This is a genomic window from Neobacillus sp. NRS-1170 (genome assembly GCF_050468025.1).
In genome coordinates this window covers 12,782-28,095 of sequence record NZ_JBITPF010000005.1, presented here as the reverse complement: position 1 = coordinate 28,095, position 15,314 = coordinate 12,782, and the positions used below count along the sequence as shown (strand labels likewise).

The 15,314-nt window shown below is 36.9% G+C and carries 13 protein-coding genes and 1 pseudogene; 12 read left to right on the top strand and 2 right to left on the bottom strand.

Features of this window, described 5'->3' with window-relative positions; translation table 11 throughout:
- Positions 1–26: 26 nt before the first annotated feature.
- The 3 genes from ACIFOT_RS01135 to ACIFOT_RS01125 all read left to right on the top strand — a co-directional run bounded on the left by ACIFOT_RS01135 (position 27) and on the right by ACIFOT_RS01125 (position 3,386).
- On the top strand, positions 27–1,559 hold the full coding sequence (locus tag ACIFOT_RS01135; protein ID WP_430060854.1) for a class I adenylate-forming enzyme family protein: 1,533 nt from the start codon (positions 27–29) through the stop codon (positions 1,557–1,559).
- A gap of 134 nt (positions 1,560–1,693) precedes the next feature.
- Positions 1,694–2,455: an SDR family NAD(P)-dependent oxidoreductase gene (locus ACIFOT_RS01130; protein WP_430060852.1), complete on the top strand. Its 762-nt coding sequence runs from the start codon at positions 1,694–1,696 to the stop codon at positions 2,453–2,455.
- Between the two features lie 142 nt (positions 2,456–2,597).
- Positions 2,598–3,386 carry an alpha/beta fold hydrolase gene (locus ACIFOT_RS01125; protein ID WP_430060850.1) on the top strand — a complete coding sequence of 263 codons (789 nt, stop codon included), beginning with the start codon at positions 2,598–2,600 and terminating at the stop codon, positions 3,384–3,386.
- A 124-nt stretch (positions 3,387–3,510) separates the two neighbouring features.
- On the opposite strand, the gene ACIFOT_RS01120 is transcribed toward ACIFOT_RS01125, so the two are convergent.
- Positions 3,511–4,416, bottom strand: a complete 906-nt coding sequence (locus ACIFOT_RS01120; RefSeq protein WP_430060848.1) for a LysR family transcriptional regulator — start codon at positions 4,414–4,416, stop codon at positions 3,511–3,513.
- A gap of 129 nt (positions 4,417–4,545) precedes the next feature.
- On the opposite strand from ACIFOT_RS01120, the gene ACIFOT_RS01115 reads away from it, so the two are divergent.
- The 8 genes and pseudogenes from ACIFOT_RS01115 to ACIFOT_RS01080 form a co-directional block, all read left to right on the top strand.
- Positions 4,546–5,298 (top strand): SDR family NAD(P)-dependent oxidoreductase, encoded by a 753-nt coding sequence (locus ACIFOT_RS01115; protein WP_430060847.1) that lies wholly within the window; start codon positions 4,546–4,548, stop codon positions 5,296–5,298.
- Between the two features lie 60 nt (positions 5,299–5,358).
- On the top strand, positions 5,359–6,105 hold the full coding sequence (locus ACIFOT_RS01110; protein WP_430060846.1) for an SDR family NAD(P)-dependent oxidoreductase: 747 nt from the start codon (positions 5,359–5,361) through the stop codon (positions 6,103–6,105).
- Between the two features lie 305 nt (positions 6,106–6,410).
- Positions 6,411–7,082, top strand: coding sequence for an enoyl-CoA hydratase/isomerase family protein (locus ACIFOT_RS01105; RefSeq protein WP_430060845.1), 672 nt, complete (start codon positions 6,411–6,413; stop codon positions 7,080–7,082).
- 28 nt (positions 7,083–7,110) lie between these two features.
- Complete coding sequence (locus ACIFOT_RS01100; RefSeq protein ID WP_430060843.1) at positions 7,111–7,875, top strand: electron transfer flavoprotein subunit beta/FixA family protein; 765 nt, start codon at positions 7,111–7,113, stop codon at positions 7,873–7,875.
- A 22-nt stretch (positions 7,876–7,897) separates the two neighbouring features.
- Entirely contained in the window at positions 7,898–8,863 is a 966-nt protein-coding gene (locus ACIFOT_RS01095; protein ID WP_430060841.1) for an electron transfer flavoprotein subunit alpha/FixB family protein, read from the top strand.
- A gap of 103 nt (positions 8,864–8,966) precedes the next feature.
- Positions 8,967–10,589, top strand: coding sequence for an ATP-binding protein (locus ACIFOT_RS01090; protein WP_430060839.1), 1,623 nt, complete (start codon positions 8,967–8,969; stop codon positions 10,587–10,589).
- Positions 10,590–11,004: 415 nt separating this feature from the next.
- A complete protein-coding gene (locus tag ACIFOT_RS01085; RefSeq protein WP_430060837.1) occupies positions 11,005–12,138 on the top strand; it encodes an acyl-CoA dehydrogenase family protein in 1,134 nt (377 codons plus the stop codon).
- A pseudogene (locus tag ACIFOT_RS01080) lies at positions 12,134–12,259 on the top strand (3-hydroxyacyl-CoA dehydrogenase family protein); the annotation flags it as partial. The gene ACIFOT_RS01085 and the pseudogene ACIFOT_RS01080, both read left to right, overlap by 5 nt.
- Positions 12,260–12,674: 415 nt before the next feature.
- On the opposite strand, the gene ACIFOT_RS01075 reads toward ACIFOT_RS01080, so the two are convergent.
- Entirely contained in the window at positions 12,675–14,150 is a 1,476-nt protein-coding gene (locus ACIFOT_RS01075; RefSeq protein WP_430060835.1) for a DUF1254 domain-containing protein, read from the bottom strand.
- Positions 14,151–14,293: 143 nt separating this feature from the next.
- Here ACIFOT_RS01075 and ACIFOT_RS01070 point away from each other — a divergent pair, with 143 nt between their 5' ends.
- On the top strand, positions 14,294–15,229 hold the full coding sequence (locus ACIFOT_RS01070; protein WP_430060833.1) for a LysR family transcriptional regulator: 936 nt from the start codon (positions 14,294–14,296) through the stop codon (positions 15,227–15,229).
- The last annotated feature ends 85 nt before the right edge of the window (positions 15,230–15,314 follow it).

Here is a 15,314-nt window from a genome sequence, read left to right as displayed (position 1 = left end):
GGTGTGAATAGGAGGATTCTGTTTGTATGGATATCGGGTCGACATTAGCAAGACATGCACGTTGTATTCCTGATAAAATAGCCATTTACTTTAGAGACAAAAGTTATTCGTATGATCGTTTTAATTGTGAAGTGAATCGTATAGCAAATGGCTTACTTTATGAAGGTGTGAAAAAAGGCGATAAAGTCGCGTTAATGATGAAGAATTCCGATATGTATATTTTCGTCTTTTATGCCATCTTGAAAGTAGGCGCAGTCGCTGTACCGGTTAATTTTCGCCTGACATCTAAAGAAATCGGATATATATTAGATGATTCCGATTCATCGATGGTATTTTTTGATGAAGAATATGACGAGACGATTTATAAAGCGACGGAAGGAAATAAGAAAATTACGGCTGCCATTTCCGTTGGAATTCGGACAGCACCAGGTCAAAAGAGATTGGATGAAATAATCACAGACAACGAATCCAATCCATCTGTTCAGGTCGATGAATGGGACGATGCAGAAATCTTATATACTTCCGGAACAACAGGGCTTCCAAAAGGAGTGTTGTTAGACCATCATCGTGTCCTGCATGTGGCATTTAGGCAGATAATTATGTATAAACTCCAATCTGGGGATAACCTCTTGCATCTTGCGCCACTCTTTCATTCGGGACAATTAAATGTGTTTATGATTCCTAGTACATTTATGGGATGTACACAAGTTGTACATGAAACATTTGAGCCTGTGGAAGTGTTAAAAGCAATTGATAAATACAAAATTAGTCTTTTTTTTGGTGTTCCAACCATGTACAACTTTCTCTTACAGGTTAGTGAGCGAGAGAAAAATGATTTAACTTCAGTAACACGCTGCTGCTATGGAGCGGCTCCAATGCCAGTTGCTCTAATCGATAAGGCTATAGATATGTTCGGTACAGATCAGTTTTATAATCTTTGTGGCTTAACGGAAGGGGGGCCAGGCGGGATAGCTCTCTTGCCATCGGATCATAAAGAAAAGCTTGGAACGAGTGGTAAGGCTCATCAAAATGATGAGGCACTTGTCGTTAATGATTTTGGAGAACAGATTAAGCCTGGAGAAATTGGTGAATTAATTCTCCGTTGTGAATCAATTATGAAAGAGTATTATAAAAAGCCTGAAGAGACATTTAAGACACTAAGAAACGGATGGTTATATACTGGAGATCTTGCAACCATTGATGAAGATGGATATATCACTCTGGTTGACCGTAAAAAGGATATGATCATAAGTGGCGGCGAGAATGTCTATTCAACGGAGGTTGAACATGCACTCTATAAACATCCATCTATTTTAGAGGCTGCTGTCATTGGGGTACCAGATGAAGTTTGGGGAGAAAAAGTCGCTGCCGTTGTCGTTCCAAAGAACAGTACAAAGCTGGATCATGAAGAACTGATTTCATTTCTTCGGAGTGAATTAGCAGGATATAAAGTGCCGCGTCTGATTTTTGAATACAAAGAAATACCTAGAAATGCATCAGGCAAAGTGTTGAAGTATAAGTTACGAGATGAAATTAAAACCATTACATTCAAAGAATAAACTTTACACTTTTATTAAGTAAAATTCTTTTCAGAAAAAGAAAGGCGTAAATAAACATAGAAAAGTTAATGTTTATTTACGCCGATGTAAATTATTAAACTACAAAACTCGAAAATGAAAAAGGTGGTAATAGAATGGGTCATTTAGATAATAAAGTAGCTATTGTGACTGGAGCTGCGCGTGGGATTGGGGCTGCCATTGCCAGCAAGTTTGTATGTGAAGGAGCAAAGGTTGCGCTATTTGATGTAAATATTTCTGGAGCTCAAGATCTAGCCTATCAAATCAATCAAAATGGCGGTTCCGCTGTTGCTTTAACATGTGATGTTTCCAATCCGAAAGAAGTTGAAACAGCTTTCCAAAATGTGATTGAACATTTTGGGAAAGTGGATATTTTGGTTAATAATGCGGGTGTCATTCGTGATAATTTATTGTTTAAAATGACAGAAAATGATTGGGATACGGTTATTGATATTCATTTAAAAGGAGCATTTCTATGCTCACGGGAAGCTCAAAAATATATGGTTCCACAAACATATGGAAAAATTATTAACGTATCTTCTACTTCTGCTCTCGGAAATAGAGGTCAAGTCAATTATTCTACTGCAAAAGCTGGTTTACAGGGGATGACAAGGACAATGTCAATAGAGCTTGGACCATTCGGAATAAATGTAAATGCGATTGCACCCGGATTTATTGAAACAGAAATGACCAAAGCTACTGCCGAAAGAATAGGTATGACATTAGAGCAATTAATTGAAATATCGATGAAAGATTTTGCAATTAAGCGGGTTGGCAGACCTGAAGATATTGCGAACGCAGCTGCATTTTTATGTTCAGACGAAGCTTCCTATGTAACTGGTCAAATATTATATGTAGCAGGTAAACCTACTATATAAAAATATTTTGTGATAGTGGTTATTAAATTTCATTTGATCAATTCGTTATTTCTTTTATATGTATTTTACACATAGAAGTTCAGTGTAATAACTTAAATCCTAAGTAGGAGAACACAACCTATTCATAAAAGGAGGCAAAAAGATGAAAAAAGCAAAGGCTGTAAGTAAGAAAATGCCATTTTTACGTATGGGTAGTGGTGAACCATTAGTACTTCTTCACGGATTATCCGAATGCAAAGAAGGATGGTTCAAACAATTTGAATTGTCTAAACAGTATGATTTGATTATTCCCGATCAAAGAGGACATGGTGAAAATTCCACATTGGAAGGAATTTCAATTGAAAATTTTGCAAGGGATGTTATTACCTTATTAGACACGCTTAATATTGAAAGCGCACATTTTTGTGGATATTCCATGGGAGGAATTGTCGCACAAGAAATTTATCGACAGGCTCCAGAAAAATGTAGATCCATTGTATTTGCATGTTCCACGCCTTATTTTTTTAATGGACTAGGCAAATTAATTGGTGAATTTACAAAAATGCGATCACGCATCCTGTCACCTAAACTAAGACAAACCTACAATGCCAGACGCTGTTTTTATTCTTGGAGCCAGGAGAATTTCGAGAATATTGAAAAATGTTTAAAACCAAATCCTGAGGGAACGGCTAAAGCAATTGATACTATTGTAGAAGTGGATAACCGTTCTTTATTAGCAAAAATAAATGTCCCTACTCTGGTGTTATGCGCTCGCTATGATTCCATCATTCCATTAATGATCCCGATTTATATGCATCGGCAAATTCCAAACTCCGAATTGGTTATATTAAAAAGAGCGGGTCATCTGGCTAAAGTTGAAGTGGCTAAAGAATTTAATCAAGCATTGATTAATTTTTTAAAAAAGCACCCTATGGAAGCAAAGATTAGTTGATAATAATATCCCATTTATCAGAATACTGAGTGGATTGACTAAATGAAGCTGCACAGTGATTGTGCAGCTTTTTATTAATTCCATAAATGGAAAATCGTTTATTTTTTCCTTGATACCAGGGAGGTTACAGATTACCAACTTGAAATGCTTGGTTAAACCGGTTGATAAATTGTTTGGAGATTCCAGAGACCTTATTATCCTTAGATCGTACCCAGCCAAGCAATAATGGGTCTTGCTCGAACTGATTAATTTCCAGCATTACCAGGGTACCATTTGAAACGAAGGGGTTATTTATAAATGAAAAATCATATCCTACGGTTATTGCTAACCCCTCCAATAAAGCACCTAGAACTGCAGTAGCATTATTACTCGTAAACATCTTGTTTATAGGACCGAACTTTTCCGTGAAGTGATCGATGAATTCGTGTACATAGTCTTCGTTATACAATACAATTGGGTAATTTACTAATTCAGTTGGTAAAATATTTTTCTTGGGTGCCAAAGGAGAATCCTTGCCAACTCCTACGACAATCTTTCCCCTCCAAATGGGTTCAAATACTAATTCATCATCAATTTTAATATTTTTATTTATCGCAATTAAACCAAGATCTGCTTTATTTTCTTTAATTTCCTTCAAAATATCCTTGGATCGTTTTTCAGATAGTTGAAAGTTTGTTTTCACAGAGTCTTTTTTTAAGCTAGATACTGTTTTCACTAAAGTGATCATTCCAACTGGGATGGTCACTATTCGTAATTCACTATTCTGTATTTCCCATTGGTCTTGTGCTTCTTCCTTGATTTCCTGAAGCTTAATGACAATTTCCATCGCCTTTTTAATTATTTTCTTTCCTTCAGCCGTAGGCAAAGTCCCATGCCGGGAACGACTAAATAATTTAATATTCAATTCCGTTTCCATATTGGAAATAGCCTGGCTGATCGCCGATTGGGTAACGTGAAGATTTTCAGAAGCTGCAGACAGAGATTTAGTTCTTGCAACTTCAACAATATATTGCAGTTGTTCGATGTTCATATTACACCACTTTCTTTATATTAGTATTGCTTAACTTACATTAATTTATATTAATTATACTTATATGAAAGTCAATGGTAAAATGAATTCGGTTGCAATGGAATCATACTGATGAAGGAGCTGTTGAGAGTGAGACTTCTTGGAAAAACTGCGATTGTTACTGGTGGAGCGAATGGAATCGGTAAGGCTACAGTAAAGAAACTTTTGGAACAAGGTGCAAATGTCGTATTTACAGATTTAAATACAGAAGCTGGGGAAAAGACATTAATTGAAATGAAAGAAATAAGCGTAAATGTTGTATTCATTAAACAAAATGTTCAACTTGAAGAGGATTGGATTCAAGTAGTCAATCAAACGAAGGAACATTTCGACCGTATTGATATTTTGTTCAACAATGCCGGAATTTATAGCACAAAACCAGTTGTGGACTATTCAATCGAAGAGTGGAATCTGGTTATGGGTGTCAATGTTACGGGGGTATTCCTTGGGATGAAACATGTGGTTCCAGTGATGCGCGGGCAAAATTGTGGATCGATTATTAATGCTTCCTCTTTAGCTGGAATAAAAGCGAGCGCAAATCATACCCTTTACGGTGCAAGTAAAGGTGCAGTCCGAATGTTGACTAAAGACTTGGCTATGGAAGTGGCACAAGACCAAGTTCGGGTAAATTCCATCCATCCTGGTGTCATTGAGACGTCTATGGGAAATGAAGTAGCTTCAGGTCTTAATGTTTCTACACAGAAAATTGCTAATACAATCCCATTAAAAAGGGTGGGTACGCCAGAAGATATCGCCAATCTAGTTGTTTTCCTAGGCTCGGATGAATCAAGTTTTATTACAGGTACTGAAATGATTATCGATGGTGGTTCCTCAGCACGTTAACACTTAATGGTTAAAAGATCCAAACATAATGAGTAAGCAGGTAAAAAGGAGTAAAAAAATATGAAACTTTCTGGAAAAGTCGCAGTCATTACAGGCGGTGCAACAGGTATAGGAAAAGCAACTGCACAGCTTTTCATAGAAAATGGGGCTAAAGTTGTCATTGCAGATGTTTCAAATCAAGCTGAGAATACTGCTCAAGAATTGACAAAAATAGGTGGAGAAGTAATCTTCGTAAAAACGGATGTTTCAAAAGAAGTGGAAATAAAAAACTTGGTCGAAGAAACAGTGAAACATTTTGGCAAGCTCGATATTATGGTAGCAAATGCTGGAATTGGCCATCCTGCTGCACTTATTCATGAAGTCACCATTGACCGTTGGCAGCAAATGCTCGATATAAACCTAACAGGAGTTTTCCTGAGCAACAAATATGGCATTACCCAAATGCAGAATCAAGGTACAGGCGGTACGATCGTAAATGTTTCTTCCATTATGGGACACGTTGGCAAGACAAATCTGTTTCCTTACACTGCAGCTAAAGCTGGTGTAACGAACTTAACCCGATCGCTGGGAGTTACTTACGCGAAAGAAGGGATTCGTGTTAATGCGGTATGCCCAGGTTTTGTTGACACTCCTATCTTAAGCAGTGCTGATGAGGAAAAACGGTCATTGTTGATATCAGCCCATCCAATCGGACGGTTAGGACGTGCAGAAGAAATTGCCAGTACCATATTGTTCTTGGCAAGTGAAGATTCATCCTTTATGGTTGGCGCCAATCTTGTTGTAGATGGTGGTTATACAGCACAATAACGTGGGATTATTATGAAACAACATGAACAAAAGATTAGAGCAGAATAAGAATATAAGCCAGTTGTAAAAAGTATTTCCTATTAATTTAGGGATTCTATTGCAACTGGCTTTTAGAAGTTGCAACTTCAGTGGAGACACCATCTAGATAAGGATGGTGTTTTTTCTTTAAAGAGCAAATTAAAAAATAGTAAACATACATTAAAAAACGGTTAATTTACTAGAGTATTATGAGAAGCTAAGATTAATAATATCAAAATATTTTTAATGAGCTTATGAGAAATTTGAAAAGAGTTTGGAGTATTACAATGGAGCGTACAGTAAATTGGGAATTACAAGGGAATATTGCTATTATACGATTTTGTAATCCTCCTACAAACGACGTAAGTCTATACTTTCTCAGCGATTTCCTTCACTGTCTTAACGAGATTGACGAGGAAAAAAATATTAAAGTATTGGTAGTTATGAGCTCTCTAGAGATCGTATTTTCTACAAGTACTGTGGGAAGAACAGCAGAAGACAAGGATGAAGTTAGAACTAGTAATAAACTATTATCAGATGTTATTGAAAAATTGACTTCACAAACATATCCAACAATTGCGATTGTATCTGGATATGCAACTGGAGCAGGTTTCGAGCTAGCACTTGCTTGTGATTATCGTATTGCAACAAAGTCTGCCAGGTTCGGATTTACGAATAGAACGAAACCGACAAATTTTACGAAAGCCGCTTTGATTAATTTGATTGGAACGGCAAAATCACAAGAAGTATCACAAATTGGCCAAATTATAGCAGGAAACGATGCTAAAAAAATTGGACTAGTTGACCGTACGATTCGAGGTTCTATAATAATGAGTGATGGATTGGAAATAGAAAATTTAATATTTTCCCAGTTAGGTAAAGCCTTGAAATCAGGGAAACGTTTTTTTCATAATACTTTGTTGGAAGAACCAGAGAGTATGGCAAAGCTGTACGATTGAAATGAAAAAGGGAAAAGGGGATCGTAATATGAACATTTTAGTCTTGATGAAACAAACTTTCGATACGGAAGAGAAAATTGTGTTACAGAACAATGCAATTAGTGAAGAGGGGGTAAACTTCATCATCAATCCTTATGATGAATATGCGATTGAAGAGGCGATTAAATTGCGGGATGTCCATGATGGAAATGTAACCGTTATCACAGTCGGACCGGAACGCGCGGAAAATGCGCTGCGTACGGCGCTTGCTATGGGGGCAGATAATGCGGTGATTGTTGACAGTGAAGATTTGAACCTTGATGAATATATTACAGCTAAAATTCTAGCTGCGGTTATAAAAGGGCGGGAATTTGACATCATCCTAGGCGGAAATGTAGCAGTAGATTATGGTTCTGGGCAAATTGGGCCACGTCTTGCTGAGGAACTAGACATTGCACAAGTAACGACGATTACTAAGCTGGACATTGATGGCAATGAAGCGATAATCGAACGTGATGTTGAAGGGGATAAAGAGGTAATCCAAGTTTCCCTTCCAGTTTTGATAACTGCACAACAGGGATTGAATGAACCGCGTTACCCTTCCCTGCCTGGGATTATGAAAGCGAAGAAAAAGCCAATCGAGCGTTTAGAGTTAGATGATTTAGATCTTGAAGATGAAGCAGAAACAAAAACAACGGTCACTGCAACGTTTTTTCCTAAGAAAAAGGAAGCAGGCCGTATCTTGAACGGGGATATCAAAGATCAAGTATCGGAACTGGCATCATTTCTTCGCAGTGAAGCAAGGGTAATCTAACAATCTAGGAGGACGAAGGAATATGAGAAAAGTACTTGTATTGACAGAAGCTAAAGCTGGAAATTTAAGAGGTGTTTCCCTTGAAGCATTGACTGCAGCAAAGCTCATCGCAGAAGGTGGGGAAATTATAGCGGTTGCGATTGGCAGCGATGCCACTCATTATGCCAATATTTTAGGAAAACATGGTGCAAATAAAGTATATATCATTGGCAACGAAAAATTGGATGTATACACAACGGATGCGTACTCTCAAGCAATGCGCCAAGTTATTGAACATGTCGATCCAGAAGCAATCCTATTTCCTCATACGGTAATCGGGAAAGATCTTGCACCACGCATTGCCGCCCGTTTTGGGCTTGGCCTTGTTTCCGATGTCGTGGATGTTGAGGTTGAAAATAACGACGTTATTTTTACCCGGCCAATCTATTCAGGAAAAGCGTTTGAGAAAAAGAAAACAGTTTCTGGAATTCCTTTCGCGACGGTACGACCGAATAATATTCCTGTTGAGGAAGCATTCAGTACCATTGAAATTGTGCGGTTTAATGTTGAAATCAATGACATTCGTACGGTTGTAAGAGAAGTGGTTCGAAAAGCTGTGGGCGGAGTGGATCTTTCAGAAGCAAAAATTGTTATCTCAGGCGGACGTGGAGTCAAATCGGCAGATGGTTTTAAGCCGCTGCAGGAACTTGCAGAGGTTCTGGGTGGTGCAGTTGGTGCATCGCGCGGTGCATGTGATGCGGAGTATTGTGATTACTCTTTACAAATCGGACAAACGGGAAAGGTTGTCACACCTGATTTGTATATTGCATGTGGAATTTCGGGTGCGATTCAGCATTTAGCTGGGATGTCAAACTCAAAGATTGTCGTAGCGATTAACAAAGACCCTGAAGCCCCAATCTTCCAGATTGCTGATTATGGCATTGTGGGTGATTTATTCGAGGTAGTTCCACTACTAACAGAAGAGTTCAAAAAACTAGTAAACTCTTAAATAATGAATTCATCAGTAAGGCATTCCTCCCCATCATAAGAGGAATGCCTTCAAATAATTTACGTAATGAATAATAATCGTAACTGTATAGGCGGGATTTAGGTTGATCATATTAAAATCCATCGTTAATCTCTCAGTTTTTTCAATATTTGTTATTATTCCCTTAGTTATCCATTCTTTTTTCAATTATAAACCAGTTAAAAAGGTCCGCCTCTGGGTTGGTTTATATGCAGGAATTTTTACTGGGGTCCTTGTTGTATTATCGATAAACCAACTTGGGTATTCCTTCGATTTACTTTTTGCATCTGTCATTCTGGTTTTTGCGTATCTTGGTCCTGTAGCGGGTTTAATTACAGGGGGACTTGCTTTGCTGGGAAGACTGTATTTTATGAGCGAATGGCAAGGGGCCATTTTAGGTTGGACCGTCGTTATGATATGTTTTTCAATTTTGCATTTTTATTTTTCACGACTTACTTCAGTTAAGAGAGCTTTGCTTCTATCCGTTACTTATGTGTATCTCTATCTTTTATTTTGTTCCATTTTATACAAGTTAATTGATCATCCTTTGTTCGAACTTGAGTATTTACTATTTGTCGTGTTAGCAGTTGTCATTGCTACATTTCTAATTGAGTCATATGTCAAGATGTATAGAATCAATAATAAGCTGGCATGCATGTATAAAAGGGTAGAGGAAAGTGAAGCAAAATACCGATTAATAGCCGAGAATACATTAGACCTAATAGTGGTGATTGATAAAGAGTCTTCTATCCGGTATTTCTCGCCTTCGCATCAGGTTGTTTTAGGCTATAAAGATTTTGAACTCGAAGGGATAGCCTTTTCTGCAATCATTCATCCTGACGATTATGGAATGATTCAATTTGCGGTGATTGAGATGTTTCAAAATGAAAAATCGCTATCATTTGAGTTTCGTATCAAACACAAAAAAGGGAATTGGATGGAAATGGAGTCCCGTTGTATGCCTGTCAGGAGAGAAAATGGTTTAATCAAACACATAGTCGTAATTAGCCGAGATATATCGGAACGTAAAAAATCAGAAGAAATGCTTTTGCAATCGGAAAAATTATCGATTGTTGGTGAATTAGCTGCAGGCGTAGCACATGAAATCAGAAATCCTCTCACGACTATAAAGGGGTTTGTTCAACTATATAAGTTAGAAAACTATTCTGTAGATTATAGTGATTTGCTCCTATCTGAGCTTGAACGAATTGAATCCATTACAAGTGAACTTCTATCTTTGGGGAAACCCCAAGCAATCCAATTCCACCGTATAAATGTAAAAGAATTAATTGAAAATACGCTCGAATTATTTGCCCCACAATTCCGTATGAATGATATTCGATTTAAATTTGTGGTAGAACAATCTTCTATTTATATTACTTGTGAAAAGAACCAATTACGTCAAGTATTTCTAAATATTCTAAAGAACGCAATAGAAGCAATGGATGAGGGTGGCGAGATAGATATATCCCTTAGAAATTCTTCTAATAGTAAGTGTATTATTTCGTTTCAAGATCGAGGATGCGGGATACCTGAAGAATTGATTCCACGTTTAGGAGAGCCTTTTTACACCTTAAAAGAAAAAGGAACAGGACTAGGGTTAATGGTCTGTCATAAAATAATAAAGCAGCACAATGGCAAAATTACCTATCATAGTAAAGTAAACGAAGGAACTCTAATAGAGATTACCCTTCCCATAGCAAGTTAAATTATGAAAATAAACAAAAAAGGGATTCATCTCTAAGGAAAATCCCGAATTAGTAGACCGTGGCTCTATGCAAAAATGAAAAATATAATCCGGAATAAATCTTGTTTGAAAAAGGTGGAAAATGGTGCATAATTGCACCGTTTTTTTTTTCTGCAATGAAAAATCATAAATTATTTGTAGATTTCTATTTGGCACGCAACTTGCATAATCATTATTAAAAGGAGACCATATTGCCATTGTAACATTGGACCTATCCAAAGCTAAGTCATTGCAAGCTCGTCTTCAAAAAGAGTCACATGAATGTATCGGCAGGGGAAAAGGGGTCTTAATAATGGTAGAAGCTGTTTAATCACGGACTAGTTGATCTAGCTTGAGAGGACAATGTTTCATTAATCGTATCAAAGGAGAGGATATTATGAATCTATTGGAAGAGCAGCAAATGATGCAGCAGGTGGCTAGAAAAATAGCAAAAGAACAGATTGAGCCAAAAGCTGCTGAAGTGGATCAGTTGGGTGAAATGCCATGGAGTAATATTCGCTTAATGGCACAAAACGGCTTGTTTGGCGTACATGTACCGGAGGAATATGGCGGTGCCGGAGGGGATATGATCAGCCATGTAGCCGTAATCGAGGAAATCGCAGCTGCCTGTGCATCTACATCTGTTGCCTTGTCCACACAAGCATTAGCGATAGCCCCATTTTTACTTGCAGGAACAGAGGAGCAAAAGAAACGATATGTAACACCACTTGCCAAAGGGGATGTATTAGGATCATTCGGTATTACGGAACCAAGTGCAGGATCAGATGTAGCCAGTGCGGCAACTACTGCGAAAAAGTATGGTGATGATTATATCTTGAATGGTCAAAAAGTCTTTATTACCAATGCAGGAGATTCTGAGATTTATGTGTTTGTGACACGAACCTCTGAAGATAGAACGAAAGGAATTTCATTGTTTCTCGTAGAAAAAGGGACGCCCGGTCTTACATTTGGGAAGAAAGAAGATAAAATGGGCATTCGCGGCTCTACAACAAGAGAGGTATTTTTGGAGGATGTAAGGGTTTCTAAACATAACATGCTTGGTTCTGAAGGTGAAGGATTTAAAATTTTAATGAATGTGTTTAATGAAACGAGACCAGTAGTGGGGTCACAAGCGGTAGGAATTGCAAGAGGAGCTTATGATTACGCTGTGGATTATGTCAAAGATCGTAAACAATTTGGTAAGCCGATTGCAAACTTTCAAATGATACAAGCCATGTTAGCGGATATGAGAATGCAAATTGAATCCTCCAGATTACTAGTGTATAAAGCCGCCAGCATGATTGATCGAAACGAAAAGGGAGTTGCTCCTTATTCCTCGATGGCAAAATGCTTTGCATCGGATACAGCTATGAAGGTAACAACTGATGCAGTACAGTTATTGGGGGGCTATGGATATTTAAAAGATTTTCCTGTTGAGAGAATGATGCGCGATGCAAAAATTACTCAAATTTACGAAGGAACGAACCAAATACAGCGGATTATTATCGGAAACCATATCTTAAATGATTAAACAAAATTTATATGAGGGGTTCAAAGATTCAAAATATCGTCCGTGCCCGCTACTTAAGAGGATGGTTGAAGCAGGGATGTTGGGCAAAAAATCAGGTAAAGGATTTTACGATTATAACTAATAATCTACCATAATTAAACAATAAGGGAAGTTTACCATGAATATTGAGCAGCTAGAATATGCCCTCGAAGTGACTAAAACAGGCTCGATAAATGATGCGGCTATTAATCTATATGTTTCCTAATCAGCGATAAGCAAGTTAATTAGTAATATAGAGCAAGAATTGGGTGTTCAAATTTTTGATCGTTCACGTTTAGGGACTGCTCCCACAGAAAATTGGAGCAAAATAATAAAAAAAGCATTTAGACATTTAGAATATAGATTATGTATTTTTCCTAAGAAGCCTAATACTAAACAAGCCTTCCAGAAATGAGAATTTGGAAGGTTGTTTAGCTTGTATTAATGGCTGAATATAGGAATAGATGTTGCGAGTATTGGTGTAAAAGTGATCTTTTTGTTTATATACACAAAATTAATTACTGTACTTTTTTAACTCCTGGAATTACATATTTGCCTTCTTGAACAAGTTCAGTCGGTTTATATAATCTCAAAAGAAGTGAGAAAGGTCCATCCTGTGGTGTTGGCAGCCAGTTCGATTCATGCCCGATAGGAGCATCCTTTTGGATATAAATGTCCAGTGATCCATCAGGATTAAATTTCAATCCTTCTGTTCGATCACCAATTGAAAATCGATTGATAGCATTAGTAGTAAAGAACCTGTCTTTGTCGTACATAGAAAGTGACCAGAATCCTTTTGTTATTTCATTGTTAATAATAGAAGGTATATTGTTTTTATCAAAATGCAAAACATATTTATTTGTGGAATCTAATTTGTTGCCATCACTATCTACCATCGTGGTAGGATATATGGTTTCTGTTGGCAAGTTTAATCCTAGGAAATTTTTAGACAAACCTGCGCGAATTAAATAATCTTGTCCAAATTGCCCTCCTTGTAAGCTGTAATTCCATCCATTGGTATTAATTCCATGATCAAATTGATAGTTCACAACAATATCATGTGCATCATTTACTGCACGTTGTAAACCTCTCAGTATAGCTGGATCTAATTTTTCGGGATGAAAGCCATGTTTTAAGTCGATTCCAATGTTTTCCATGGATAGTAATATTGCAGAATCCGCTTTAGGTGGTAAGTTTTGCTGCATCAGTTTTGTCATCCAAGTAAAATATTTCGTTGCATCTTGATAATCGTCATTGGTGATTTTAGGAGAATCGTCATGGTAATAAACTTCATTATTGTCTTTTGGATCAACTGGATAAATTTTTATCTGATCTTGAAGGGCATGAATGGCTGGAAGATCTTCATTATTTTTAACTAAAATTCTGGTGCCAATAACAATATTGTTCGTCGGTGCCTTAATCAAATGAACTCCATTTGGTTTTTTTCCTTTCCAGTTAGGGCCAACAACCATGTATTTTCCGCCATGTTTTGCTTCTTCCATCGTTATGTTTTTAAACGTATTATCATAAATGTCGATAAATTGAACAACAAAATACCTGCCACCCATATCTGGAACCTCTAAATAGTAGGCACCTTTTCCTTTACTAAAATCCATTGGAGCAGGTGAATATAGTGTATCATTGTTTGGACTGACAATCCGTTTATTCTTATCATCTGCGAGAGTTCTCAAATGATAAATCTGATTAAATGTTGTTGGTCCATTTATTGAATTGGTTTGTTTTTGATATGTTGCTTTCCAATCTACAAGTGGAATACCATAGGCATAGGCCTGAATTCCAATGCTATAAGCCAAATCTTCTTTATACTTATCTTCTGTCAAGATCGACGTCTCAGCTGATGCATGTAAAACATTTGCAAAACTATTGTTATGATTGATACTTGGTATTCCTCCACTTGTTAAAACTGCAGCCGTCGCCATCACAGTAAATGCAGCAATAACAGCCTTTTTCTTTTTACTTCTTTTTTTCATCATAAAATGATTCCCCCTTTTATTTTGGTTATTAACTATGACATGTTTCCGATTAACAATTAAATTTTACTTTTAAGTACCACTACTGTAAAATTAATATTATTAAGCATCTTTTAAGTTGAGCTTAAAACAAAAGGAGAATATTGATGTATCTAGAACAACTTACCTATATTGTTGAGGTCGCCAAAACGAAATCAATTTCTATTGCTTCGAAAAACCTTCATGTTTCTCCATCTGGAATCAGCCAGTCCATTAACCAATTAGAAAATGAACTAGGCATTAAAATATTTACTAGAACCAAGACAGCAACTGTACCGACGGATGAAGGTTATAAAATCATCGAAAAAGCGGAAGAGGCGATCATTAAACTGCTAGAATTCAAAGAATCTGCCCGGATGCATGCTTCCTTGAAAAATGAAGAACTTCATATTACAGTAGTACCCAATATGTCACCTATCATTCTTAAAACGATAGCTGCTTTTAAAAAAGATTATCCAAACGTGAAGATCAAAATAATAGAAGGACTTCAGCAAGATGTTATCAATGCTACTCTTGAGGGGAGTACTGATATCGGAATCACTTCTACTCGTACCACATCCGAGTACCTATTGAGTCATGCAGAACTTATTAATGAAAAACTCTTAAGTTCTTCATTAATGGTTATGGTTAACAAAAACTCTCCACTTGCGAATAAAAAAGAACTTTCACCTCAGGATCTTCTGAACCATCCTGTGTCATGGTATTATGGTGCAAACCAGTTTCTTCATGAATTTATGGAAATGTATGGACCCTTGGATATTTTGATAACGGTGAATAATTTGGATATGACGAGGAGAAGTGTAGCCGAAGGGTTGACAATCACATTCATTCCTGAAATTTCTATACTAGACGACCCTTATATTTCACAAGGTCTTGTTACAGTCAAGCCGTTTGTAATGCATTATCCACTGGTACAAACGTTTTGGTGGATACGTTCTCGAAAACGTAAGTATTCACATGTTGCAAAGGAGTTTTTAAATTACCTTACATTTCAGATTTCGATTTTAAATTCACGCTTGCATATTAACCCAAATAACCACTAACTAGAACCAAATGATGTCAAGTGAAATTATAAAAGAAGGGATTCATATTGAAATGAATCCCTTCCTTTTTTATAAAAAATTTGTT

Excerpts from the sequence above, each read along its gene's own strand:
- ACIFOT_RS01070 (WP_430060833.1), top strand. The coding sequence starts at position 14,294 with ATGTATCTAGAACAACTTACCTATATTGTTGAGGTCGCCAAAACGAAA.
- ACIFOT_RS01075 (WP_430060835.1), bottom strand. The coding sequence starts at position 14,150 with ATGATGAAAAAAAGAAGTAAAAAGAAAAAGGCTGTTATTGCTGCATTT.
- ACIFOT_RS01100 (WP_430060843.1), top strand. The coding sequence starts at position 7,111 with ATGAACATTTTAGTCTTGATGAAACAAACTTTCGATACGGAAGAGAAA.
- ACIFOT_RS01105 (WP_430060845.1), top strand. The coding sequence starts at position 6,411 with ATGGAGCGTACAGTAAATTGGGAATTACAAGGGAATATTGCTATTATA.
- ACIFOT_RS01130 (WP_430060852.1), top strand. The coding sequence starts at position 1,694 with ATGGGTCATTTAGATAATAAAGTAGCTATTGTGACTGGAGCTGCGCGT.
- ACIFOT_RS01085 (WP_430060837.1), top strand. The coding sequence starts at position 11,005 with ATGAATCTATTGGAAGAGCAGCAAATGATGCAGCAGGTGGCTAGAAAA.
- ACIFOT_RS01095 (WP_430060841.1), top strand. The coding sequence starts at position 7,898 with ATGAGAAAAGTACTTGTATTGACAGAAGCTAAAGCTGGAAATTTAAGA.
- ACIFOT_RS01135 (WP_430060854.1), top strand. The coding sequence starts at position 27 with ATGGATATCGGGTCGACATTAGCAAGACATGCACGTTGTATTCCTGAT.
- ACIFOT_RS01110 (WP_430060846.1), top strand. The coding sequence starts at position 5,359 with ATGAAACTTTCTGGAAAAGTCGCAGTCATTACAGGCGGTGCAACAGGT.
- ACIFOT_RS01125 (WP_430060850.1), top strand. The coding sequence starts at position 2,598 with ATGAAAAAAGCAAAGGCTGTAAGTAAGAAAATGCCATTTTTACGTATG.
- ACIFOT_RS01120 (WP_430060848.1), bottom strand. The coding sequence starts at position 4,416 with ATGAACATCGAACAACTGCAATATATTGTTGAAGTTGCAAGAACTAAA.